The organism is Pseudoalteromonas sp. S2755, assembly GCF_005886535.1.
Lineage (GTDB): Bacteria > Pseudomonadota > Gammaproteobacteria > Enterobacterales > Alteromonadaceae > Pseudoalteromonas.
This window is the reverse complement of the sequence record NZ_PNDS01000140.1, coordinates 1-22588: the sequence shown is the minus strand read 5'-3', so window position 1 is coordinate 22588 and position 22588 is coordinate 1. Positions and strand designations below refer to the sequence as shown.

Genomic DNA, 22588 nt, shown 5'->3' with positions numbered 1-22588 from the left:
ATCGAAAGCCCTTAAATTGAATACTTAATGTTAAATGAGATGAAATCACGGTCTGCAAAGGTATTCGTCTTACCACCACCCCAAAACGTGTTATAGCCAAAATCAAATGACCACGAATTTAGGTAGTTAAAGTTAAGATTAATGCCTAGCGATTTACGATCCTCAATGAATAAGAACATAGGATCCGGGGTGATACCGTTAACATCATGTGAGAACACTACGCGTGGAGAAAAATTCACACCACTGAATAGGTTGTTATACTCACCCTTAGCAATAAGGCGATAGCCCCATGCAGAAGCCGATGGGAATGGGTTGGTCTCTGGACCGTTTGAAACCGCTTGGTGGATAAGATTGTAATCTCGGCCAGAAAGCCCCTCAATCGTGCCACTTCGGCCAGTACCTGAAACATTCAAACGAAGCTCATCGTACTCTGGCATGTCTTTGATGGTAACAGCACCGACTTCACCAACCACTGCCCAGCTATCTGCGCCTAACGACGGGCCAAACAAATGTGTTGCAGTAAACTGTGCTTGAATAGTGTCTCGCAAAATATAACCTTGCGCGACTTCACCAGGACCCACATAAGCGATATCGTCACCTTGACTAAGCTGAGATAAACCAGCCAAATCATCACGCAGACCCGCAGCAGCCAACTGCTCAACCATACCCGCGTAAAGTAGTTCAACGTCATCTATCTGCAGTGGTTCATCTTGTCTATATGCCACTTCACCAGCAAATGCGGTTTCACCAATCGCAGTATTAAAACTTAAGCCATACAGTTTGATGTCTTCTGGGTAGGTAATTTGCGCTTGAGTAAAGGCATTTAGGTTAGTGATATTGTCTGCAGTAATTTGATTTTGTGCGATGTAAGCTAAATCCGCCATTATCGCTTGCTGTGTAAAATTAGATGCTTTACCAGAAATCAAAGGTCTACGGCTATGGTAATTAATATAGTATAAACCAAATTCAGTGTCGTTTAGCTCTGGAGAGAAAATACCTAAGCGTAAACCGTACTGACCACCATCATCAGGTTCGCTCTTACCGTTATTCCCTTTTCCTTTAAGCGCCACTTTAGTCGGATAAGCCATATACATGGACGCTGCGGCACTACCTACTGCTTCTGCTGTCGGCACGACGCCTTGAGCAACCAATGCGGCCGTTGCATCAGCATATAAGCTGTTTAACGCATCCGTTAAGTGATACAAATCGATATCAGGATTTGAGGTAAAACCAAGCTGAACATTTTGCATATAACCATTTTCAGATGCAAAATCATTGGTTGAGAAGTAACTACCTGTTGCCGGCAATCTGGTTTCATGCCATTGATACTGATAAAAACCTTCAAGGTTGACGTTTTCAGATAAACCAATCGATGCCCAAAGCATACCTACAGGGATAAAGGCTTCTTTTACTTCAGAGCCAGGCGCTTTCAAACGGTCAATATCCACCGGGTTGACGTTAATGCCATGGGAAATAAGCGTACTTTCACCCCAGTTAACGACTTGTTGACCTAAACGAACAGAGAGCGGGTTTTTGCCATCATTCAGGTCAAAATCCGCCCAAACAAACGCATCTAGTAAACGTAAATCAGAGCAGACTTGTTTTCTGGTATCGTCGTCTTCACATGGATCCACTTTTTTGCCGGAAACAGGGTTACTATACGCAAAATCCCCATCTTCCATCGCAAAGTCATAGAAATACATGAAACGAGTGAACAAACCATAGTTATCTTTGGTAATTGCTAAATCATGGGTACCTTTTAACAACTGAGAGAAAGTATCTCCAGAGTCAAAATTTAGGTTACCAGCATCACCATTATTTGAATAGGCCCCCTGTTGTGACCAGATCTGTGACGAAGAATAGATGGTGTTGCCAGTGGTTGCTTTATAACCATCCCAGTTAAACTGTGGATGATTACTTTTACCGATGAAATCAAAGTTACGATCTTCAACGCGAATGCTTTGACCATAAGAAAAAGTCGAGTCGAAGGTAATTTCGAAATCACCAACCTCAAAACTGGCCGCGTGTACTGACGTGGCGGCAGCTCCCATTACTGCCGCACTAAGACCGAGCATGATTTTGTTTTTCACAAAGAGCGATCTTTTTATCATTATTTCTCCCCCTTTTGGCGGGTCATGTCTAGAGCTTAAGCTCTTAGAGTTATTGTTTTTTGTTGTCTAAACGATAGAAGCGAAACCGCGAAAATACAAATACTGCTCAACTAAATCAACGCTTTTTCGCCTCTAGGGGCGTATTTTACTCTTGGTAAGACGTCCTACCAGATAATTTATAACACGTATTTCAAGCTTATAACAAACTCATTTAACAAAAATAAAATATGTTTTGCAGTTCTTCTTCGATTAAGTGACTTTTTCTAACGATAGAAACTTATTGCTATCATCCAAGATAAGACGGAATCTCCCCCTGATCCCAATGGATGAAATAAAGGGGCGAATACGCTCTGCGGGGAAGCGAATACTCTTCCCCCCATCTTCAATCACTTGCACGGAAGTATAGTGCCCGTAGTAGTAACCGAGGCACTTATCGTAGCTCAAATCCATGTAAAAGAAGTACTCTTTCATCTACTGCGCTAGCGCCTTCTCTACCTTCTCATATAAGTCGTCGCTTAAGCCTTCTAAGTTAGCCAAGCGGTTCAACTGTACGCGCATCAGCTGTTGGCGCGTTTCATCATAGCGTTTCCATGACATGAACGGCGTGATCATACGAGACGCATTTTGTGGGTTGATGTTGTTTAGCTCCACTAATAAGTCACCTAATAGCGCATAGCCCTTGCCATCTGTACGATGGAATTGCGCGGGGTTACTTCTTGCAAAGCTTCCTATCAATGCACGAACGCGGTTGGGATTGCCCTTATCAAAACAAGGATGCCCATAAAGCGTATTTATATTCGATATCACCTCGTCATTAGATAAGCTTGCACTTAATGCAAACCATTTGTCCATGACTAGGCTATCGTGACGCCATTGACTATCAAATTGACTGAACAAGCTTTCCATCTTTGTGTGCTGCGCGGCGACAGCCGCTTTTAGTGATCCCAGCTTAGTGGTCATATTGTTTGATGAAAATTGACTATCTAGCGCGTTGTCAACACTATCAGAGTCTGTTTTCGCTAAGTAATAAAGCGCTTTATTTTTAAAGGCTCTGATCGCAACATCCTTTGCTTCTAGTGAGCCAGAGTCTTGTAAAGAGAAATAAGCGTGTTCAAACATCGTTTGAAGTGATTGCGCAATTTGCATTTCAAATGCATCGGAAATTGAAACGAGTTTGTCTACTGGGATAATTTCAAATTGACTGGCTAACGTATCAAACGTTGGTAAAGTCAATAACTCAGCCAGTAGTGCAAGGTCTCCATCTAACGCTTCCACCAATGAGGACAAGGCACCGAGGACTTTTGAATCCAGTTCAAAATCGTCTGATGTAACCGTGCGTTTAACTTCACTCATAAAAATTTGCTGCATTGCTTCCCAACGAGCGTAATCACTACGCGCAAAACGCAATATGTGTAGTAACTCATCAATGGTGTAGCTGTACTCCATAACCACAGGTGCTGAGAAGTCCTCTAGTAATACAGGAACCGGTTTACGTGCAACTTGCTCAAACTCAAACCGCTGTTCAAATTCAGTAATATCTAACGCTCGCTTTATTTCTCCGTGCTTTGTTAGCAACGGGATACTTTCACCTTGCTCATCCAAAAGCTCTAGCTTAAATGGAATATGTAGTGGCGCTTTTACGGGATCGCAATCAGAATGGCTTTGGCTCACCGTAATTGCATATGTTTGAGTCTGTTTGTCATACTCGGTTGACACTTTTACTCTTGGCGTACCAAATTGCTCGTACCATAGTTTAAATTGCGTTAAATCAACTCCAGAGGCATCCATCATTGCATTGACGAAATCATCACACGTAACGGCTTGTCCATCGTGACGTTCAAAGTAGAGCTTCATCCCTTTTTGGAAGTTTGCTTCCCCCAGCAAGGTATGCATCATACGGATCACTTCAGCACCTTTGTTATAAACAGTCACAGTATAGAAGTTATTCATTTCAATAACTTGCTGTGGCCTTATTGGGTGCGCCATTGGCCCCGCATCCTCTGCAAACTGATGCGTACGCATCGCCATTACTGCGTCGATGCGGTTTAGGCCTCGGGAACCTAGATCGCTGCTAAACTCCTGATCTCTGAATACGGTCAGGCCTTCTTTTAGACTAAGCTGGAACCAATCACGACAAGTAACCCGGTTCCCAGTCCAGTTATGGAAGTATTCATGTCCAACTATCGATTCAATAGTGTGAAAGTCTCGGTCTGTCGCAGTCTCTTGGCTTGCCAACACACAGGCACTGTTAAAAACATTTAGGCCCTTGTTTTCCATTGCCCCCATATTGAAAAAATCAACTGCGACAATCATGTATATATCGAGATCGTATTCCAAATCGAACCTTGTCTCATCCCATTCCATGGCTTTTTTTAGTGACGTCATAGCGTGGGGAGCTTTATGTAAATTGCCTTTATCGACAAATAGCGCCAACTTCACTTCTCTACCCGATTTAGTGATGTAGTTGTCTTCTAATACATCAAAATCGCCGGCAACCAAGGCAAACAAGTAGCTTGGTTTTTTATGTGGATCGTGCCATTTTGCAAAATGTCTACCATCACTTAGGCTCCCTTCTTCGACTTTATTACCATTTGAGAGTAAGTAACGATACTTTGATTCACCAATGATAGTCACCGTGTAAGTCGTCAATACATCCGGTCTATCCATGAAGTAGGTGATTTTTCTAAAACCTTCTGCTTCACATTGCGTGCAGTATGCGCCATCAGAGAGGTATAAGCCTTCAAGCGACGTATTCGTTTGCGGTGAAATCTTAGTGACAATTTTGAGCTCAAAAGCCTCTGGCAAGTTAGAAAGGATCAGCTCAGAATCGGATTTTTCAAGGCTTTGCCACTCTTCACCATTTACCTGACAAGACACCAATTCTAAGTCGACACCATCCAATATTAATTGTGTCGCATCGCCTACCGCGACAAACTGACTTACTGCAGTCACAATGGTATTTCTTGGGCTTAACTCAAAGGTCAAACAAAGCGCATCAACGGTATGGCTTGGTGCAAGGTAATCTTTAAGAAATTTAGCTTGTGGTTTTTGAGTCATATATAGTCCTTACAAAAACGCCCCAAAAAGGGGCGAGTGATAAAACAAGTTTGATATCGCCAATTCTAAGGATAGGCGTTTTATTTCTATTTGACCTGTTGGAAAAGGCCTGAGCAAGATTGCAAATGCGCTACTTTACGCTCGGCCTACTTTCTCATTTGGTTCTTCCGCGTTTACCGTTGGTGGCGTAATCTTAAGGATTTTGATACCGAGATACGCGTATATAACAGCCAGCACAGGATTGATCAAGTTAAAGAACGCGTACATGGCATAATCAAACGGATTGATCAGTAGCACACTTTGCATATATGCACCACACGTGTTCCAAGGGATCAGTGGACTGGTGATTGTGCCACCATCTTCCAGCGTACGAGAGAGGTTTACACTCTTCAAACCGCGCTTTTTGTATTCTTCTTTGAACATACGACCAGGGACAACAATCGCGATGTACTGATCCGCTGCCACTAAATTTGTACCAATACAAGTTGCAATAGTCGAGGCAATCAGTGAACCCGTGCTTTTTGCAATTTTAAGAATACTGCGTACAAAGACATCAAGTAAGCCAGTTTTTTCCATAATGGCACCAAACATCAATGCCGTCATCACCAGCCAAGTTGTCGTAAGCATTGATGACATGCCACCACCACTTAACAGGTCGTCCATTTTTGCATCGCCTGTTTGTAACGTAAAACCATCAAAGAAAGTCGCCCACACCAATTTCACATAACCCACTAACTCCCCTTGACTAGCGTCAATTTGGCTTGCAATTAGGTCACTTTGGAACAGCACTGCCCATATCGCCCCCATCACAGCGCCGATTGAAATCGCCGGAAAAGCAGGCATCTTTTTGATAGCAAGCCCAAGCAGCACCAGCAAAGGAACTAGCATTAACAGGTTTATGTTGAAATTAGTTTGTAGTATCGAAACAATTTCATCTATTCGCCCCGCTTCACTTGACACTTCAGCATTAAAGCCCATGACAATAAATATGATAAGTGCGATTACAAAGCTAGGTACTGTGGTCCAAAGCATATGTTGAATATGATCAAATAAATCACTACCGGCAACTGCAGGCGCTAAGTTCGTGGTTTCAGATAATGGGCTTAACTTATCGCCAAAATATGCGCCTGAAATGACTGCACCTGCGGTTACGACCTGATCCAAGCCAAGCCCTGTCGCTACACCTAATAGCGCTACACCTATGGTTGCGGCCGTCGTCCACGAGCTACCTATACTCATCGCCACAATCCCACAAATCAAACAACTCGCGGCATAAAACCAACTTGGATTGATAATTTGTAGTCCATAATAAATCAGTGTAGGAACGGTACCAGACAGCAGCCAAGTACCTATTAGGGCACCTACCATCAATAAAATGATAATGGCACCAAGAGAGATAGTGATCCCCTTTATCATCGCTTCTTCAAGCGTCTTCCACGTAAAACCATTTTTTAGGCCGACGAGCGCCGCAGTGAATGTTGCAAAAAGCAAGGCTATTTGATTTGGACCTGATGATGAACTGTCACCATAGAGGTACACCGCAGCACCGAGCAAAGCGACCAATAATGTGATCGGTATAAGAGCGTCAATAAATGACGGCTGTTTTTGTTGTTTCAAAAGGAATACTCCTACGCACGACGACCCATGCTTATAATTATTTTATTTGCAGTATACCGTTTTGAGCCGTTTTGAGTAGCTAGGTTGCCAGTGGTCGAGCCACGCACCATTCTCAAAAAGCCTCAAAAGAGTATCAGCTTAGAAAATCTGGCAGATGATAACAAAATTTGTAAAGTAAAAGTAAGTGTAAAAGGCATAATAAAAGGCGCTTGAAGCGCCTTTTATTATTTATTAACTTCGTTTTTGGCAATCCGCCCGTATGAAATTAGGTCCTGCGTGATAAGCGCTGCCTCTTCAAGGTAAGGGTCTAACTCCGAAATAATATCAGGTGCATCGTCCAAATCTTTAACTGGCTCCAAACCGAGACGCTTCAACCTTTCATTAGCTCGTTTCAATACCAGATCATCGCGCTCTTCACGCTCTTTGATACGCTCAGCTTCCACTAAAGAAATCGCTTTATCGTCCTTTCGTGCTTTGTATTCTTCAATATCTTTGTAAATATATTTGAACTCCGGCTCAACTTTTACTCGCTCATCATGACGTTTGCTCAAGTACTGTATAGTTGGCGATAAGTTATCTAAACTCGCATATTTTGCACGAACGATACTATCCCAAGGTAGAGCATTATCCTCTTGGCTTTCCCCCCACTCTTCCGGGTTGATTGCCGAAGGTAGCAAGATATCAGGGATCACACCTTTATGTTGTGTACTGCCACCGTCGATACGGTAAAACTTCGCAATCGTGTAAGTTACGCTTCCCAAAGGGTTTTCGAATAAATCGTAGTTTTTACCAAGACCACGATGTTGTTGCACGGTGCCTTTACCAAAAGTTTGCTCACCAATCACCACTGCTCGGCCATAATCTTGCATTGCAGCAGCAAAAATCTCGGATGCAGATGCACTGTAACGATCAACTAAAACAGTCAAAGGTCCATCGTAGAAGGTAATACCGTCTCTATCTTGCTGACTTTCAACGCGGTTATAAGCGGTATGTATCTGAACAACTGGACCCTGATCAAAGAATAAGCCGGATAGCTGGGTCGCTTCGTAAAGCGAACCTCCACCATTTTGGCGAAGGTCGATAATAATTCCATCTACTTTAGCTTCTTTAAGTTTTGCAATTTCAGTTTTTACATCTTGAGAAAGATTATTGTAGAAACTCGGGATTTCTATCACGCCTATTTTGCTTTGTAGTTCAGAATACTTAGCCTCAAAGACAGAAGATTTAACTGCGCGATCTTCCAATTTTACTTTGTCACGAACAATTTCAACAACTTTAGGTGTACCGTGACTATCAGTACCTTTGAGGTATTGAAGTCGAACCTTGGTCCCCTTAGGGCCTTTGATCAAATCGACCACATCATCTAAACGCCAGCCGATAACATCGACAAATTCTTTGTCATCTTGTGCTACACCGATGATTTTGTCATCCGGCTTAAGCTTTTCGGTTTTGTCCGCAGGGCCGCCAGGAACTAAACTACGGATCACAGTGTAATCTTCATCGTAACTTAATACCGCACCAATACCTTCCAGCTCTAAGTCCATATCCATTTTGAACTGTTCAGCTCGGCGTGGCGAGAGATAGGAAGTGTGCGCTTCAATGCTGCGTGCAAACGCATTCATGATAACTTGAAATGCATCTTCACTGTTCGTTTGGACTAGACGTTTTTGCGCGTTTTTGTAGCGCTTGGTAAGAACTTCTTTGATCTCTTCCCAATTTTTGCCAGTCAACTTTAAGCGCAACGCATCAGATTTGACGCGCTGGCGCCAATATTCGTCAAGTTCGCTTGTCGCGGTTGCATAATTTTGCTCTTCCCTATCAAAAATGAACTCATCTTTTTTGTCAAAATTCATTTCTTTGTCGAGTAAGCCAATCGCAAAATCATAGCGCTCAAAGCGACGCTTCATGCTTAGATTAAACATATCATAAGCAAAGCCCAGTTTTCCTGAGATCAATGCATCATCAAATTGTTTACGATATTGTTGAAAACTATCGATATCTGACTGTAGAAGCAAAGACTTATTAAAGTCGATGGCTTCTACGTAACGATCAAAGATTTTATCCGATAAGCTGTCATCAAAGCTGAAGCGTTTGTAGTGTTGTCGAGTAAATAGGTTAGTCACTCGTTTACTAGCCGTTGTGTGTTGCGCTTCAGGTTTGAGAATCGGCAAGTCCTTAATAGTGACTGTGCTTGTTGAGGCTAAAGTAACACTCGATATGAACGCGGCGACTAGGGAAATGAGTGGTAACTTTTTACTCATATACAACTCCTTACTGGATATATAGGCTATCTGCTTTAGTTTTAACTTGCATTCCTGTTACAAGCTCTACGTGCACTTCATCATTTTTGACTTCGGTGATAGTAGCGTTAACAAGCGCTTGACCAAGTTTAACTTTAACTTTGTTATTAACCTTGACCTGTTCAGCCGGTAAAGGTTCAACTTTACCACTGCGCTTTGGTTTAACTTCAGCAGGTTTATTACTCATTTTAGGGCGTTTTTGGTCTTGGCGATCCCTAGAGTGAGGTTTCTTTTTGTAAGATTTTGTTTCGCCATCGCGATTGTTTGGACGCTGTGGCTTTTTACGCTTAGCCATTTTTGCACGGCTCTCAGCCAATGCTTTTTCTGCGTGCTCAATGTGCTCTTGTTCAACCTTTTCTGCTTGATTGCCGTCTAGGTCTACACGAAACTCGTTTTTAGTAACTGCTTCGAGATAACGCCAGTTTGAAGTGTATTTACGAAGCGCCTGACGTACTTGAGTTTTACTGACTTTGTCAGATCCCTCTATACGCTCAGCGATGTCTTTGAAAATACCGACTTTTAGCGGCTTAATCCCTTCCTTTTGCTTGAAGCAGTTAGGAAATTCTGAAAATAAGAAGTCTAATACTTCATTTGTGTCTTTTAGCTTGTTTGTGGTTTCCATTTTTAAACCTATTAATTACATCTGCTCATCGAGCGACGAGTTTATATAGTGTGTAACCCAGTCAATTAGCTCTTCTATATCTGCTTCAAGAAGCGCTAAATCACCGCGAAGATGTTCCCAAATACCTTCAATGAGCCTATCTATTGTGTCACAGTCTAAATCTTCGGGAAGCAAATCCCATGCGTGATGAATAAGTTCATTTAAGCGTTCTGCAACAAATTCTTCTTCGCCTTCCCAATCACCAACATCGGCGTAAGAAAACAAATAATCTTGTACCTGAAGCATATCTTTCATTAAAGCGTTTCCTCAAACACTTTAACTAACGCTTCTAACCCGATCTTATCCTGCTCGTCAAATCTTGCCAGACTAGGGCTGTCAATGTCTAGCACAGCAATCACTTTATTACCTTTAAAAACAGGGATCACGATTTCTGAATTTGATGCAGCGTCACAAGCAATGTGGCCTGCAAACGCATGAACATCCTCAACCAATTGCGTTTCACAGGTTGCTGCTGCCGTGCCACACACTCCTTTACCAACAGGAATACGGATGCAGGCTGGATTACCTTGGAATGGCCCAAGAACCAACTCTTCAGCGCTATCCATAAGATAAAAGCCCGCCCAGTTGATATCTTCAAGAGTTGTAAATAAAAGCGCACTCAAGTTTGCCATATTGGCAATCACATTGTGTTCACCACTGATTAGTCCTTGAGCTTGTTTAACTAAAGTCTGATAAAAGTCTTGCTTTTGCATTACCATCAAATTCACGAATTAAACGACAAAAGCTAAAGGTACTCTTTCGGAGAAATAATTAAAACCTTTTCGACTGAAAAAGTATTAATTATCTGTAAAACTGACACTGCTCGGTTAATTATCACTCAGTTTTACGATGACCTGCCCGCAAACCAAACAAGAATAGCCCCGCGGCGAGCATTGACATTAAGGCGTTAACAATGAAACCGACCCCCGATTGTACAGCGAAAAGATAGCTAAATATCGCACCACCAAGTAATCCTAGTGTTAACAAACCACCATATTGCACCTTGTTGTATCTAAACATAAGGATATATCCGGGAACGACGAATAGACACATAGCAAGACCAACTATGTATGCGTTAGAAATTGCGCTCAGTAGTAAGTTAAAGAACATCTCACTGCGACCGAGTGTAAAGCTGTAGTAAATCCCAAGCACACCACCTACGATTAACGGTGATAATAAAGAGAACCCAATTCCTTTGCTAACTTGTTTCATATTCAACACTCTCTACACTTATTATTCATTCAATACCATTGAGTATTGTGCAAGCAGTGCCTCGGCACTAGCCGACTTTGGTCTAATAGGTATTTTTATCGAGAGTTATGCTGATGACTGGAAGTTTCAGATATCAAAAACAAAAAAGCCCTCAAACATGAGGGCTTTAAATATGGCGGAGAGATAGGGATTTGAACCCTAGATACGCTATTAACGTATGCCGGTTTTCAAGACCGGTGCTTTCAACCACTCAGCCATCTCTCCAAAACCTATGGTCCACGCTTACAAGCATGAATCTAAAATAAGTGGCGGAGAGATAGGGATTTGAACCCTAGATACGCTATTAACGTATGCCGGTTTTCAAGACCGGTGCTTTCAACCACTCAGCCATCTCTCCGCAGCGGGGCGAATAATAGAGAATCCCTATGCGCTTGTGAAGCTTTTTTTTCAATTATTTGATCGTTTGCGTAAAATTTGGCTTAATCGTCTAAGAACCAGTCAAGATTATGCGTATTTTTGATATTTCAGCGAACTTTTGAAAATATTCAAAGTCTTACGTATTGACTAAATATTACCGTAGAGACGCAATTAACGACAGATATTGATCCAGAAATCATTGCCCCAACATATAACAATTGATACTCTTATCTCAGTTATTTTTGGGACTAGCATGTTTTATTAAGGAGCTTGAATCATGGCATTCAATCATTCATACAACACTGCAAAACCTGTTATGTCGACAATGGAAACGAACAAAGTGTTGAAAAACACTTACTTCCTATTGGCAATGACATTAGCGTTTAGTGCAGTAACAGCCGCAATTTCAATGACGATGGCATTACCAGCGTTCACTGGTATTGTTTGTTCATTAGTTGCATTTGGTTTGCTATTTGTTATCGGTAAAAAAGCAAACTCATCTTCTGCTATCGGTCTTGTATTCTTATTTACTGGTATTCTAGGCTTCGGCCTTGGGCCTATGCTTAATCACTATGCTGCATTACCAAATGGTGGCATGTTGATAGCACAAGCGCTAGGCACAACAGCATTAATTTTCTTCGGTTTATCTGCTTATGCACTAACTACGAAAAAAGACTTCTCATTTATGGGTGGTTTTTTAACGGTTGGTTTAATCGTGGTTATTATCTCAAGCCTAGTAAACTTGTTCATTGGATCAAGCATCGCGTTTATGGCAATTAACGCGGCAGTCGTGTTATTAATGTCTGGCTTTATCCTTTATGATACAAGCCGCATCATTAACGGCGGCGAGACAAACTACGTGCTTGCAACTGTGAGCTTGTATTTAAGTATTTATAACTTATTTACCAGTATCCTTGCCCTTTTAGGCGCGTCGGATGACTAACTCAGAATTTCTGATAAAATAAGCCCCATTACGGGGCTTTTTTTATGAGTAAAATTTGAGTCAAATAGCCATATCAGTGCACTTTGGCGTAGCTGCACAGTCAAAGTTAACTTTACTAGAACGGTATGTCGATGCCGCTATTAAAAGTGACCATCAAGTCGCGTGTATCTTTCTATACCAAGATGGTGTCTATCATGCCAGTCAAAATATCGTACACGCTTCCGACGAATTGCAAATCAACGCACTTTGGCAACGCATCAAAGATAAAGGGATCCCCCTGTTGCTGTGTGTCACCGCTGCGGAAAAGCGCGGCGTTAGCATCGAAGACGTTAGCCCTTTCACCGTTGCTGGCCTTGCCGAGTTTGCCATGATCTCGAGTAAGTCAGATAAGTGGATACAGTTTAAATGAGTAAAACCGTGTTAATTATTTCTCAAACCAGTCCGTTTGACCAAAATAGTCTTAAAGAAGCGCTCGATGTCGCACTAATCTATGCCGCAATTGATCAGCAAGTAAGTTGGCTTTTTACTGGTCCTGCTGTGCTATCGCTCCAAAAAACCCTCAATGCGCCCATACTGGGTTTAAAAGATATGTTTAAGCAATTAAAAACTTTGGAAATTTATGATGTCGAGCGGATTTACGCCTGTCAGTCAGCTATGAATGAGTTTAACGTATCACCACACTCCCTTGCTGTTGATACTGAAGTCAAAAATCAACATGAGATCCTCGCGTTAATCAAACAACATGACTTTGTGGTGACATTATGAGTACGCTACATATTATTTCTAGTATCGAAGCATGCGATCAGCTGCAGTTTGTATCCCATCACGACACTATTTTATTATGTAATGATGGCTGCTTTGGTCAAACGCGTATCTCAGCTGGGGATGCAAATGTGGTGATGCTGCAAACTTGCGCCAATGCCAGAGGCATTGTCCCAGAAGCCGGAGTAAAGCTTATTTCTGACAAAGATTGGGTTGAGCTGACCATTACTATGAACAATTCAATTACTTGGTAATCACCATGCTAGAATTTAACAACCAAACTATCGAAACAGATAAACAAGGCTATTTGCTAGATCATACTCAATGGACTAAAGATTTAGCACCCCTTTTAGCCGCAGAAGAAAATATTGAGCTTTCAGATGCACATTGGGAAGTCATTGAGTTTGTGAGAAATTTTTATCTCGAATACAACACCAGCCCCGCGATCCGCATGCTGGTAAAGGCAATGGCTAAAGCGCTAGGCGAAGATAAAGGTAATAGCATCTATTTATATAAGCTATTTCCAAAAGGTCCAGCCAAACAAGCAACAAAAATAGCAGGATTGCCAAAACCCGCCAAGTGTATTTAGGACGGGACAAACCGAATTAAAAAAGGCCTCAATGAGGCCTTTTTATATTAATTTAAAAGCATTACTTCGTATACGCTCTTGGCATATCAGAATCTGTCGTATATCTGTCTCTTAGTTTATCGTGGCGTGATTCAGTAGAGACTTCCTCACCATTGATCCAGATTTTATCGATTGTGGTACTGAATTCGAAAGGATCCGCGCTCCACATTACGATGTCTGCACGTTTACCAGCTTCAATCACACCGCCATCAATGCCCAGCGCTTTCGCAGGGTTAGCGGTAACCGCCTTAAGTGCACCTTCATGGCTCATGCCATTTGCTACGGCAATACCCGCATCAAAACGTAGCTGGTAGACGTTATGACTACCGTCGCCACCAATTGACAGGATGACATTGACACCCGCTTTCTCAAGCTTACCTGCGTTATCTAGACTTGCATGCATTGAGTCAAAGCTAGCTGGTAGGTTTGATACCGCACTCATAATAACAGGTACTTTCGCCTCAGCTAATTGCTCAGCGACTACCACTGCATCATCAGCACCCTGAATAATCAGATCTAAACCAAACTTTTCTTTTAGCTTAATCGCTTCAAGAATATCCGACGCTCTTGAAAGTGTTGCAACCACTGGCATATCACCCGCGAGCACTTGCGTTAACACTTGTTCTTCTGAACTCGGTTTTCCCTCGTCTTTTTTGTCTTTCTTAGCAAGCTTTTCTTGCTGTGCTTCAAGCTTTTTAACAACGTTATCTAACGCTTTTGCACGAGACCCTTTGCTTTTGGCACCCAGGTGAATAATTAACGCTGTTTGCTTGTCGGTCACACTGTTAAATTTACCAGATAAGTCAACAACAAAACCGAGCCCTGCAAACTCACTTTTACCACCCCATGGTGCAACAAAGTTTTGCGTTACACCGCCTTTTCTTGCATAGGCAATTAAGCTACTACGTGGATTAAATGCGGTGCTTGCGTCAAAGTCTACTCCGGCATCGTCGTCACCAGCATCACGAGAAGCGGCAACAGCACCAACTTCAACTAAACCAAGTTGGTTCATTGAGCCAATAAAACCTGGAGTAACAACCTTACCGCTGGCGTCAATCGTTACATCAGCAGTTACATTATCTGGGTTAATCGCTTTTATTTTACCGTTTTCGATAACTAGGGTCGCACCTTCAAGTACGCCAGCATCTGTTGCGGTATGGATTGTTGCATTGGTAATTGCGGTAACATTGGCAAAAGCAACAGAGTGAGCTAGCAATGCGCTAGTGATCATGGTTAGTTTCATGGTTTTCATCTCATCAACTCCTTACTTTTGACCTAACATAAAATCACTAACCGCTTGATATTTTTCATCGTGACGATCATAGACTTTACCACCATCTACAAAGACCTGCTCTGCACGAGAGTACACGCTGAACGGATTGGTGTTCCAAATTACTACGTCGGCTTGTTTGCCTTGCTCAAGCGATCCGGTTTTATCCAGAATACCTAACGATTTCGCAGCATTCGAGGTGATCCATTTAATTGCATGCTGCTCGTTGATGTTAAAACCAGACTGGTTAGCCGTGTTCATCACTTTTGCAGCTTCATGATTCAAGCGTTGGATTGTGGTGTCTGAATCAGAATGAACAATTGCACATGAGTTTTTCACTGCATCAACGATTGCAACGTTTTCCTGAACCATATCATAGGCTTCCATCTTAAAGCCCCACCAATCTGGCCAAAGCGCAGCACAGTTACCGTTTTCACCTAACAGATCTGCAATCTTGTATGCTTCAATACCGTGGTGGAACGTCCCTGCGTGATAACCAAACTCTTTGGACAAGTCGATCATCATTGCCATTTCTTCCGCTTTGTAACAATGATTATGGATCAAGATTTCGCCATCTAGCACACCACGAAGCGTATCGAACTTGATATCACGTTTTGGCGCATCCGGATTCAATCCAGCAGCATATTCAGCTTCGTACTGTTCCCACGCGCGCTTATATTCACCAGCTTCAATCCAAGCTTCACGGTATCCAGCCATGTTACCCATACGCGTATAAGGCGCGACACCTTTAGAGCCGTATACACGCTTTGGATTCTCACCACATGCCATTTTTAATCCATATGGCGCATCAGGGAATTTCATCGCTTGCATTGTTGATGCTGGCACATTTTTTAAGGTAACCCCTCGGCCACCAAATAGATTTGCAGAGCCAGGTAAGATTTGTAACGTCGTGATCCCCCCTTCTCTAGCTCGGTTAAAGCCTGGATCTTGCGGCCATACAGAGTGCTCAACCCATACTTGAGAAGTATTAGGGTTAATCATTTCATTGCCATCACTGTGCGATTCTACACTTGGGCTGGGGTAAGCACCTAAATGAGAGTGTACATCGATAATGCCAGGTGTTACCCATTTACCTTCCGCATCAATGGTGATGTCTGCGGTGACAGATAGGTCTTTACCAACTTGCTTGATTTTACCGTCAACAATAAATACATCACCTTGCTCTATCTTTTCACCTGTTCCGGTCAGAACGGTTGCATTAGTAATTAGGGTCGACTGAGAGGGTAAAGGCTTGTATGTACTTGGATATGGATTTTTCTCAATAGTAACTTTTTCTTTATGTGGGCCGTTGTCCTGACAACCCATCAAAGCTGCGGCGATGCCAGCTACGACTAAGGAGGGAGTAAATTTATACATTTTTGTCATCTCTATTGTTTTTTTGTGACTTTAACTCATGCAATCGCACTTTACGCAATTATGAGTTTTAGTGACAAGTAATTACGACGAACGTCCAAACATTATAACGCATGTTGTCATCAGTGAGTAATTTAGAAAAGCTTAGTTATCACAACCGAATGTAAATTAGCGTCAATATTGACATGTTTTGACACATCAAGAGGCATAAGTAACAAAGCGGAAGCAAATCTAAGAACGAGGTGTTAAATTATCGATAATAGTATTTAATGATGAAAAAAATTTTTATTATTTGTATCCTTAGAAATAAAATAACTTAATACTTTACAGGTAGATAGAAAGTCTGCACACATTTGACATACTCTATTACATTCAGAATTATTTGATTTACAGCATTCTGCGGTAACTTTGATAATACTAAGAACGTGTCCTAGAGATAGCCAAGGAGCTAACCATGAAACTGTTCAATTTAGTATGTGCAACCTCACTTCTGATCGCAGGTACCGCGTCTGCGGCAGACTTCGTTGCTGCAGATAATAGTAAAGCGACTAAAGTTTGTATGTCGGTAGTCAAAGACAATAAGATTCACTTGTTCCACACCATTAAAAAGAACCACCTAAAAAGACGTGTTGTAGAAGAAAAGCTGCACTGCAATGATATGCCAGTTGGCAAGTTTGCAGCAACCTACGGGTTTAATAAAGCTGCGGATTTCCTTGGTGTAGACAGCACTGTAGAAACCAGTATTCAAGACATCGCTAAACTAGATAAAAAGACCATTTTTGTCTCAGGATCTAAGTAGTCATGTCGACATTTTTGTAAACAAAAAAGCAAGGCGTAGAAATCCCTGACTACGCCTTTTTCATTAATCAGCTACACAACTGCAGCCAATAATCCGAATAGACCCCCAAAGACTCCACCCCACACAACTAACCAGCCTAAGTGAGTCTTAATCATGTTTTGTACAATCTCTTTTACCATTTTCGGCGTTAGCTCATTAAGTCGCTCATCCACCGCTTTTTCAATCGTGTGATGTAAATCATCACCAAGTAGACCGTTACTGAGCGATTCACTAATCGCCGCATCAAACTCAGGCTGCTCACCGAGCTCAACTATTGCTAATCGCATTTTCTCAATAAATGGCTCTCGAAGCGGTTGTACCGCTTCAGCCCCTCCAAACATCTGTAGCATCGTGCCAAATTGAGACGCTTCAATAACACTTAACAAACGGTCGAACGCCGGATTTAAATCGACTTTATTGGCTATCGGCGCTAAGTCAAACTTTGGATGCCCCTTGTCAAGAAACTTTTCTAGTTTCTCTTTACTAAAAAACTCGCTCAAGATGAGCTCTCTAATCGACGCTTTAAACGATTCGAACTTAAGCGTAATAATCCCCGAACCATAGAGGAAAGGTACTTTCTCAAATAACATATGTACCGCTAACCAATTCGTCAATGCGCCAGATAGTGCAAACAATCCTATCGAAAACAGCACATCGTTTTCTAGTGTGAACCCAGTAACTGTTAGCAGTATCGCCAGTAGATTGGTGATGATATTTTTATTCAATGTACTTCCCTTGGATAAAATGACAGACGCGATATTTTATTTTTTTTAGAAAAAGGCCTCAAGTATTTGTGATCTTGAGAATTTCAACCATATTTTAGAATAAGTGAATATGTTGGATCTAACTTATGTGGAACAAAGTCAACCAACAAATCTCTGAATCTCTCCATGACGCGTTTGAGCTTTCATCAAAGCAAACCTTAAAAAGTTATGGGTCTAAAAAGCTTTATAAGATTGCAGATGATACCCATCAATTTTTAGTCAAAGTAGCTCCGATTCAGGCTTTAGAGCGGTTTGAGTGTGAGGCATCTAATCGAGAAAAGCTCATCCGTGACTCTGATTTTCTCGTTGCCGATACAATTACCCTGGGGACGAGTGTTGAGTTCTGCTTTATTGTGCTGGAATGGTTAGAGCTTGATCATCGCAATGAAAATTGGCTTGAGTGTGGCCAAAGCCTAGCTAAAATGCACCAACGTCATGAACAGGAAATGTTTGGCCTAGAAGAAGACAATTACATTCACGAGCTGCCCCAACCAAATCAATGGCATAAAAAATGGGAAGTTTTTTTCGCCGAAGAAAGAATTGGTTGGCAGCTGCAACTGCTGGCTGAAAAAGGGATTATCCTCACCGATATCGACACATTCGTAGAGCAACTTAAACCACTCCTTCCACACCAAGTTCAACCGTCTTTGGTTCATGGTAACTTTTGGCATGGTAACATTGGCTTTAGCCGCCAAAAGCCCGTACTATTTTCTCCAGCTTGCTACTATGGTGATAGAGAAGTTGATATTGCTATGGCTTCGCTATTTGCTCCATTGCCAGATGACTTCTACCGTGGTTATGAGTCTATCTATCCACTTGCAGAAAATGCGGCTGAGCGTGTAGACATTTATCGCTTATATCCTCTTCTAGTGCAAGCAAACTTGTTTGCTGGCAAGTACATACGGGACGCGGCAGAACAAGTGCAAGCCCTGCTCAAATAACTGCCATATTTTCGTCACAATGCGCTATAGTTAAAAGGTATTTAGTTTGGCCAATTCAGGTGGAGGGCCAATGAAAAACCTATATCAACAACGTATTGAATGCCCGCATTGTGGACATCATATTTTTGTTAATCTTGATACGAGTGAGGGCGATCAGGATTACTACGAAGACTGTGCGGCTTGTTGCAATCCAATACACCTAAATATGCACTTAGACCAACTGCACAATAAGCTTGAACTTAGAGTTGATAGCGATGACGAGCAAGTGTTTTAACCACAGCAGAGGCGCCATATAGATAACGGGCAGCTCATTTACGAGCTGCTTGTCAAGTTGGTACAACCTCAGCCATTACTTTTTCGCCTAAAGATAGACTTAAAGGGTTTTACTCAGGCAAGGTACTAGCTGTGCTTCAATAAAGTTTGCTTCTTCATGTAGTTTTCAACGGTATTAATAATTGTGTAGGTTTGTTGGTCAACCTCAATATTTACACAGTCTCCCACATCCATCTTGCCTAGATTTGTAAGTGCTAGTGTTTCGGGTATTAGATGTAACCAAAAGCCGTTATGGTCAAGCTCTCCTACTGTCAGACTCGCACCGTTAACTGCGATAAAGCCTTTATACATAACATACTTATGCCACGCTTCTGGCAAGGCTATATGCATCCTACAGTTGCCTTCGTTCCGATGTATTTCACTTATCTTCGCGCTTGTTTGAATATGGCCTGAAATTATATGTCCGCCCAGTTCCGTCCCAAACGTCATCGAGCGCTCGAAATTTACCTGTGCCCCTCTTTGTACTTCACCTAGGTTAGTGAGTCTCAATGTTTCATCAATCACATCAAAGCAAACTTGCCCTACCACATCGTTTTCTGGCTGTTCGAAATGCACCACAGTTAGGCAACATCCGTTAATTGCGATGCTCGCACCCAAGGTCAGTTTATCGAGGTATTTAGCACCAACAGAAATAACTAATTTTAATATATTATCAACCTGTTTCGCTGACACCACAGTCGCTTTTGTTTGTACAATTCCTGTAAACATATCTACCCTCTTAATTTATCCTTGAGATTGTAGCGAAATCGCACTAAGAGATGTACTTAATTTGTTTTTAATATCCAACTAGATAAAAATAGTTGTGACTGCTAGCCACAAAGTTTTGCTAAAAACAAAGCACTAAAATAAACTAACGTTTTTACGCCTTAAGTAGTATCTCATCATGAATTTTTCAACTTGGGAAGCCAGACGCTTGCTTCAACTTGCGCTCCCTGTTTTTCTCGCTCAAGTTACTTTAGTCTTAATGACCGTCGTTGATACGATGATGGCAGGTCAAGTCAGTGCTGAGGACTTGGCTGCTCTTTCTATTGCTACGGGTGTTTGGAACCCTTTGATTTTTAGTTTACAGGGGATCTTGCTAGCACTTACCAGTATTGTTGCGCATTGCCATGGCGCTAAAGACACCGCAGGGATCAAACTATTTTTCCAGCAAAGCTTGTATCTTGCTTTAGCGCTTTTTACCGTCGGTTTGGTTTTAGCGAACTTTACTTCTATGGTTTTTTCAAATATCGGGGCAAGTGAGAATGTTCAGACCCTCGCTCAAAGCTATATTGATTTTGTGAAATGGGGTCTATTGGGCTTTTTGATCTTTACGGTGTACCGCAATGTCACCGAAGGGGTCGGGCAAACAAAGCCTGCTTTTTACATCAGTATTGTTGGTCTTTGTATTAATGTCGTTGCTAACTATATTTTCATCTATGGCAAATTTGGCGCGCCAGCGCTTGGTAGTGCGGGCTGTGGCCTAGCTACATCCATCGTGCTTTGGTCAATGGCAATTGCTCAGTGGGTGTATAGCTTGAGGAGTAAACACATAGATGGAAAAGTCCTCATCAGCGGTTTTACCAAACCCAGTCTCTCTATGATGAAATATGTTGCAGCACTTGGCTTTCCAATTGCATTGGCAACCTTCTTTGAAGTGACGCTATTTGCATGCATTCCGTTATTTATTGCGGATCTAGGCCCTATTTCTGTATCCGGTCACCAAATCGCAGCTAGCGTCACTACCATGCTGTTTATGATGCCATTAAGTTTGTCGATGGCTATTGCGATACGGATCGGTAATCTAACTGGACAAGGAGCGCTAGATCAGCTTAAGCTTTCAGTCAATACCGCGTTTCTCTTGGCCACCTTAATTGCACTATTTGTCGCACTCATTACGTATATAGGAAGAGATCAGATTGTTTGGCTCTATACCAACAATACTGAAGTAGCCGCTCTTGCAACCAGCATTATGGTGCTGGCTTGTTTGTATCAATTACCCGATGCATTACAAGTCTCGGCAAATGGTGTGTTAAGGGGGCTCAAATATACTAAACCAATATCTTGGGTTACCTTTGTATCATATTGGCTAATTGGGTTTACATTAGGCTATGTATTAGCAAAAACCGATCTAATAACGCCTGCAATGGGTCCTCAAGGCTTCTGGATTGGTATCATTATTGGCTTGAGTACGGCGGCAGTATTATTGGTGACATGCGTAAACAAACGGGTGAAATTTGAGATTAGTCAAGCGAATAGCTAGTACGCTAATACTATTTACTTTGGCCGGCTGCAGCAAGCAGCCGAGCGATATTGCTGTTGAATATCAACAACGTTTGGCGAGCGTAACTGACATAGAAGTGGTACTCCCTGCACCACTTTACAATCCGGAGGTACAAAAAGTACCATTGCCGACAAGTGAGCTAACTATCTCTATGTTAGACATCGCGACCGCTGGACACTGCAAAGTCACAAATCTCATCGCTGCGCAAAATAATCAATTAGGGAAAGTAAGTTACCCAAGCGAGCGCTTGAAATACACCATCTTATTTATTCAGCAAGCGCCTCACTGCATTCAGCACCCAAACACAAGCGACGAGTTGAAACAAACATTCACCCAAGCAATACAGGAAAAGAAACAACAGCTTCCACTTTACTTTCTTCATATGATGACATTTGAAAGAGAGTTGGCAAGTTTGAGCTTGTTAATCGCTGAAGAAGTGCCACTAGAGTCGCCAGCAGCCCACAGCAACATGCTAGAGGCAGTTAACGAGCTCGCAGAGCTGGCAATACACTTAGACACGCCAGAAAATCTCAACCCAGTCACACTCACACCCGCTTTAAAAGTGCTTTCTCAGCGATTTATCTCATCTTTGGTGACGAGCGTCCGTAAACAAGCTCAACTGAATAATGCGACCACACGTCAATTAAAACAACTTAGGCTGAGAGATGATATTTGCAAAAGTGGCGGAAACAAAAAGCAGGCTAAGATCATAAGCAATATCTTCAACAAGTATTATTTATCCGTTCTTCAGCCTTATCAGGCGGTGCTCTCTCGTTCTATGGAAGAATTGATCGCAGCCTGGCAACCCATCCACCTATTGTATCAAAATAATAACGTTGCCGATCCGCTCACGCTTCAACAACACTTGGATAACCTTAAAGATTCTGCGAAAGCACACGTAAAATGGTGGCAAAAATTTTACGAGTTGTGTGAAATCCCTCCAGTATGAACAAAAAAAAGGCAAACAATCAAAAAATTACGGAAAGCCGCTTGATCCGTTAGCTGAGTCACTATATATTACAACGCGTTGACAGGCACAGACCTGAAAAAATTTAATAAGAAAATGTTATTGTACGACCGTAGCTCAGTTGGTTAGA

At 42.0% G+C, this 22588-nt stretch carries 23 protein-coding genes and 2 tRNA genes; 10 read left to right on the top strand and 15 right to left on the bottom strand.

Annotated elements, in window-relative coordinates; genetic code table 11:
• Positions 1 to 11: 11 nt before the first annotated feature.
• The 11 genes from CWC03_RS19905 to CWC03_RS19855 all read right to left on the bottom strand — a co-directional run bounded on the left by CWC03_RS19905 (position 12) and on the right by CWC03_RS19855 (position 11355).
• A complete protein-coding gene (locus CWC03_RS19905; protein ID WP_138583357.1) occupies positions 12 to 2111 on the bottom strand; it encodes a DUF1302 domain-containing protein in 2100 nt (699 codons plus the stop codon).
• Positions 2112 to 2360: 249 nt separating this feature from the next.
• Positions 2361 to 2582, bottom strand: coding sequence for a DUF2835 domain-containing protein (locus CWC03_RS19900; RefSeq protein ID WP_010604628.1), 222 nt, complete (start codon positions 2580 to 2582; stop codon positions 2361 to 2363).
• Entirely contained in the window at positions 2583 to 5168 is a 2586-nt protein-coding gene (gene pepN / locus CWC03_RS19895; RefSeq protein ID WP_138583356.1) for an aminopeptidase N, read from the bottom strand.
• Positions 5169 to 5303: 135 nt separating this feature from the next.
• Positions 5304 to 6785: a Na+/H+ antiporter NhaC gene (gene nhaC / locus CWC03_RS19890; RefSeq protein ID WP_138583355.1), complete on the bottom strand. Its 1482-nt coding sequence runs from the start codon at positions 6783 to 6785 to the stop codon at positions 5304 to 5306.
• A gap of 224 nt (positions 6786 to 7009) precedes the next feature.
• Positions 7010 to 9046: a carboxy terminal-processing peptidase gene (gene prc / locus CWC03_RS19885; RefSeq protein ID WP_138583354.1), complete on the bottom strand. Its 2037-nt coding sequence runs from the start codon at positions 9044 to 9046 to the stop codon at positions 7010 to 7012.
• Between the two features lie 10 nt (positions 9047 to 9056).
• On the bottom strand, positions 9057 to 9707 hold the full coding sequence (proQ, locus tag CWC03_RS19880) for an RNA chaperone ProQ (RefSeq protein WP_138583353.1): 651 nt from the start codon (positions 9705 to 9707) through the stop codon (positions 9057 to 9059).
• 15 nt (positions 9708 to 9722) lie between these two features.
• Positions 9723 to 10001, bottom strand: a complete 279-nt coding sequence (locus tag CWC03_RS19875) for a hypothetical protein (RefSeq protein WP_138583352.1) — start codon at positions 9999 to 10001, stop codon at positions 9723 to 9725.
• Positions 10001 to 10459, bottom strand: coding sequence for a free L-methionine (R)-S-oxide reductase MsrC (gene msrC / locus CWC03_RS19870; RefSeq protein ID WP_138583351.1), 459 nt, complete (start codon positions 10457 to 10459; stop codon positions 10001 to 10003). Before msrC ends, CWC03_RS19875 begins: the two co-directional genes overlap by 1 nt.
• Before the next feature lie 121 nt (positions 10460 to 10580).
• Positions 10581 to 10958, bottom strand: a complete 378-nt coding sequence (locus CWC03_RS19865; protein WP_138583350.1) for a hypothetical protein — start codon at positions 10956 to 10958, stop codon at positions 10581 to 10583.
• Between the two features lie 173 nt (positions 10959 to 11131).
• Positions 11132 to 11222 (bottom strand) — tRNA-Ser (locus CWC03_RS19860).
• Between the two features lie 42 nt (positions 11223 to 11264).
• A tRNA-Ser gene (locus CWC03_RS19855) sits at positions 11265 to 11355 on the bottom strand.
• A gap of 297 nt (positions 11356 to 11652) precedes the next feature.
• Between CWC03_RS19855 and CWC03_RS19850 the strand changes: the two genes are divergently transcribed.
• The 5 genes from CWC03_RS19850 to CWC03_RS19830 are packed head-to-tail and all read left to right on the top strand — an operon-like array spanning position 11653 to position 13669.
• Entirely contained in the window at positions 11653 to 12318 is a 666-nt protein-coding gene (locus CWC03_RS19850) for a Bax inhibitor-1/YccA family protein (RefSeq protein WP_010604622.1), read from the top strand.
• A gap of 55 nt (positions 12319 to 12373) precedes the next feature.
• Positions 12374 to 12727 (top strand): sulfurtransferase complex subunit TusD, encoded by a 354-nt coding sequence (gene tusD / locus CWC03_RS19845; protein ID WP_138583349.1) that lies wholly within the window; start codon positions 12374 to 12376, stop codon positions 12725 to 12727.
• Entirely contained in the window at positions 12724 to 13083 is a 360-nt protein-coding gene (locus CWC03_RS19840; RefSeq protein ID WP_138583348.1) for a DsrE family protein, read from the top strand. The genes tusD and CWC03_RS19840 overlap by 4 nt, the downstream gene beginning before the upstream one ends.
• Positions 13080 to 13334 carry a DsrH/TusB family sulfur metabolism protein gene (locus CWC03_RS19835; RefSeq protein WP_138583347.1) on the top strand — a complete coding sequence of 85 codons (255 nt, stop codon included), beginning with the start codon at positions 13080 to 13082 and terminating at the stop codon, positions 13332 to 13334. The genes CWC03_RS19840 and CWC03_RS19835 overlap by 4 nt, the downstream gene beginning before the upstream one ends.
• A gap of 5 nt (positions 13335 to 13339) precedes the next feature.
• On the top strand, positions 13340 to 13669 hold the full coding sequence (locus CWC03_RS19830; protein WP_045989037.1) for a TusE/DsrC/DsvC family sulfur relay protein: 330 nt from the start codon (positions 13340 to 13342) through the stop codon (positions 13667 to 13669).
• A 61-nt stretch (positions 13670 to 13730) separates the two neighbouring features.
• Here the strand turns inward: CWC03_RS19830 and CWC03_RS19825 are convergent, their stop codons facing one another.
• Positions 13731 to 14960, bottom strand: coding sequence for an amidohydrolase family protein (locus CWC03_RS19825; RefSeq protein WP_138583346.1), 1230 nt, complete (start codon positions 14958 to 14960; stop codon positions 13731 to 13733).
• Between the two features lie 12 nt (positions 14961 to 14972).
• Entirely contained in the window at positions 14973 to 16355 is a 1383-nt protein-coding gene (locus CWC03_RS19820) for an amidohydrolase (RefSeq protein ID WP_138583345.1), read from the bottom strand.
• Positions 16356 to 16806: 451 nt separating this feature from the next.
• On the opposite strand from CWC03_RS19820, the gene CWC03_RS19815 reads away from it, so the two are divergent.
• Positions 16807 to 17151, top strand: a complete 345-nt coding sequence (locus tag CWC03_RS19815; RefSeq protein WP_138583344.1) for a DUF3718 domain-containing protein — start codon at positions 16807 to 16809, stop codon at positions 17149 to 17151.
• Between the two features lie 71 nt (positions 17152 to 17222).
• Here CWC03_RS19815 and CWC03_RS19810 read toward each other — a convergent pair whose 3' ends face one another.
• Positions 17223 to 17915 carry a DUF445 domain-containing protein gene (locus CWC03_RS19810; protein WP_138583343.1) on the bottom strand — a complete coding sequence of 231 codons (693 nt, stop codon included), beginning with the start codon at positions 17913 to 17915 and terminating at the stop codon, positions 17223 to 17225.
• Positions 17916 to 18040: 125 nt separating this feature from the next.
• Between CWC03_RS19810 and CWC03_RS19805 the strand changes: the two genes are divergently transcribed.
• On the top strand, positions 18041 to 18895 hold the full coding sequence (locus CWC03_RS19805) for a fructosamine kinase family protein (protein ID WP_138583342.1): 855 nt from the start codon (positions 18041 to 18043) through the stop codon (positions 18893 to 18895).
• Between the two features lie 70 nt (positions 18896 to 18965).
• Positions 18966 to 19169: a CPXCG motif-containing cysteine-rich protein gene (locus tag CWC03_RS19800; RefSeq protein WP_010604612.1), complete on the top strand. Its 204-nt coding sequence runs from the start codon at positions 18966 to 18968 to the stop codon at positions 19167 to 19169.
• Positions 19170 to 19294: 125 nt separating this feature from the next.
• Here the strand turns inward: CWC03_RS19800 and CWC03_RS19795 are convergent, their stop codons facing one another.
• On the bottom strand, positions 19295 to 19936 hold the full coding sequence (locus CWC03_RS19795) for a riboflavin synthase subunit alpha (protein ID WP_138583341.1): 642 nt from the start codon (positions 19934 to 19936) through the stop codon (positions 19295 to 19297).
• Between the two features lie 175 nt (positions 19937 to 20111).
• On the opposite strand from CWC03_RS19795, the gene CWC03_RS19790 reads away from it, so the two are divergent.
• A complete protein-coding gene (locus CWC03_RS19790; RefSeq protein WP_138583340.1) occupies positions 20112 to 21470 on the top strand; it encodes an MATE family efflux transporter in 1359 nt (452 codons plus the stop codon).
• Positions 21445 to 22440, top strand: a complete 996-nt coding sequence (locus tag CWC03_RS19785; RefSeq protein ID WP_138583339.1) for a DUF3080 family protein — start codon at positions 21445 to 21447, stop codon at positions 22438 to 22440. The genes CWC03_RS19790 and CWC03_RS19785 overlap by 26 nt, the downstream gene beginning before the upstream one ends.
• Positions 22441 to 22588 lie beyond the last annotated feature (148 nt).

What these genes read in the sequence shown, in the direction of transcription:
- CWC03_RS19905 (WP_138583357.1), bottom strand. Translation starts at nt 2,111, where the DNA reads ATGATAAAAAGATCGCTCTTTGTGAAAAACAAAATCATGCTCGGTCTT.
- CWC03_RS19900 (WP_010604628.1), bottom strand. Translation starts at nt 2,582, where the DNA reads ATGAAAGAGTACTTCTTTTACATGGATTTGAGCTACGATAAGTGCCTC.
- pepN (WP_138583356.1), bottom strand. Translation starts at nt 5,168, where the DNA reads ATGACTCAAAAACCACAAGCTAAATTTCTTAAAGATTACCTTGCACCA.
- prc (WP_138583354.1), bottom strand. Translation starts at nt 9,046, where the DNA reads ATGAGTAAAAAGTTACCACTCATTTCCCTAGTCGCCGCGTTCATATCG.
- proQ (WP_138583353.1), bottom strand. Translation starts at nt 9,707, where the DNA reads ATGGAAACCACAAACAAGCTAAAAGACACAAATGAAGTATTAGACTTC.
- CWC03_RS19875 (WP_138583352.1), bottom strand. Translation starts at nt 10,001, where the DNA reads ATGAAAGATATGCTTCAGGTACAAGATTATTTGTTTTCTTACGCCGAT.
- msrC (WP_138583351.1), bottom strand. Translation starts at nt 10,459, where the DNA reads ATGCAAAAGCAAGACTTTTATCAGACTTTAGTTAAACAAGCTCAAGGA.
- CWC03_RS19865 (WP_138583350.1), bottom strand. Translation starts at nt 10,958, where the DNA reads ATGAAACAAGTTAGCAAAGGAATTGGGTTCTCTTTATTATCACCGTTA.
- CWC03_RS19850 (WP_010604622.1), top strand. Translation starts at nt 11,653, where the DNA reads ATGGCATTCAATCATTCATACAACACTGCAAAACCTGTTATGTCGACA.
- CWC03_RS19840 (WP_138583348.1), top strand. Translation starts at nt 12,724, where the DNA reads ATGAGTAAAACCGTGTTAATTATTTCTCAAACCAGTCCGTTTGACCAA.
- CWC03_RS19835 (WP_138583347.1), top strand. Translation starts at nt 13,080, where the DNA reads ATGAGTACGCTACATATTATTTCTAGTATCGAAGCATGCGATCAGCTG.
- CWC03_RS19830 (WP_045989037.1), top strand. Translation starts at nt 13,340, where the DNA reads ATGCTAGAATTTAACAACCAAACTATCGAAACAGATAAACAAGGCTAT.
- CWC03_RS19825 (WP_138583346.1), bottom strand. Translation starts at nt 14,960, where the DNA reads ATGAAAACCATGAAACTAACCATGATCACTAGCGCATTGCTAGCTCAC.
- CWC03_RS19820 (WP_138583345.1), bottom strand. Translation starts at nt 16,355, where the DNA reads ATGTATAAATTTACTCCCTCCTTAGTCGTAGCTGGCATCGCCGCAGCT.
- CWC03_RS19815 (WP_138583344.1), top strand. Translation starts at nt 16,807, where the DNA reads ATGAAACTGTTCAATTTAGTATGTGCAACCTCACTTCTGATCGCAGGT.
- CWC03_RS19805 (WP_138583342.1), top strand. Translation starts at nt 18,041, where the DNA reads ATGTGGAACAAAGTCAACCAACAAATCTCTGAATCTCTCCATGACGCG.
- CWC03_RS19800 (WP_010604612.1), top strand. Translation starts at nt 18,966, where the DNA reads ATGAAAAACCTATATCAACAACGTATTGAATGCCCGCATTGTGGACAT.
- CWC03_RS19795 (WP_138583341.1), bottom strand. Translation starts at nt 19,936, where the DNA reads ATGTTTACAGGAATTGTACAAACAAAAGCGACTGTGGTGTCAGCGAAA.
- CWC03_RS19790 (WP_138583340.1), top strand. Translation starts at nt 20,112, where the DNA reads ATGAATTTTTCAACTTGGGAAGCCAGACGCTTGCTTCAACTTGCGCTC.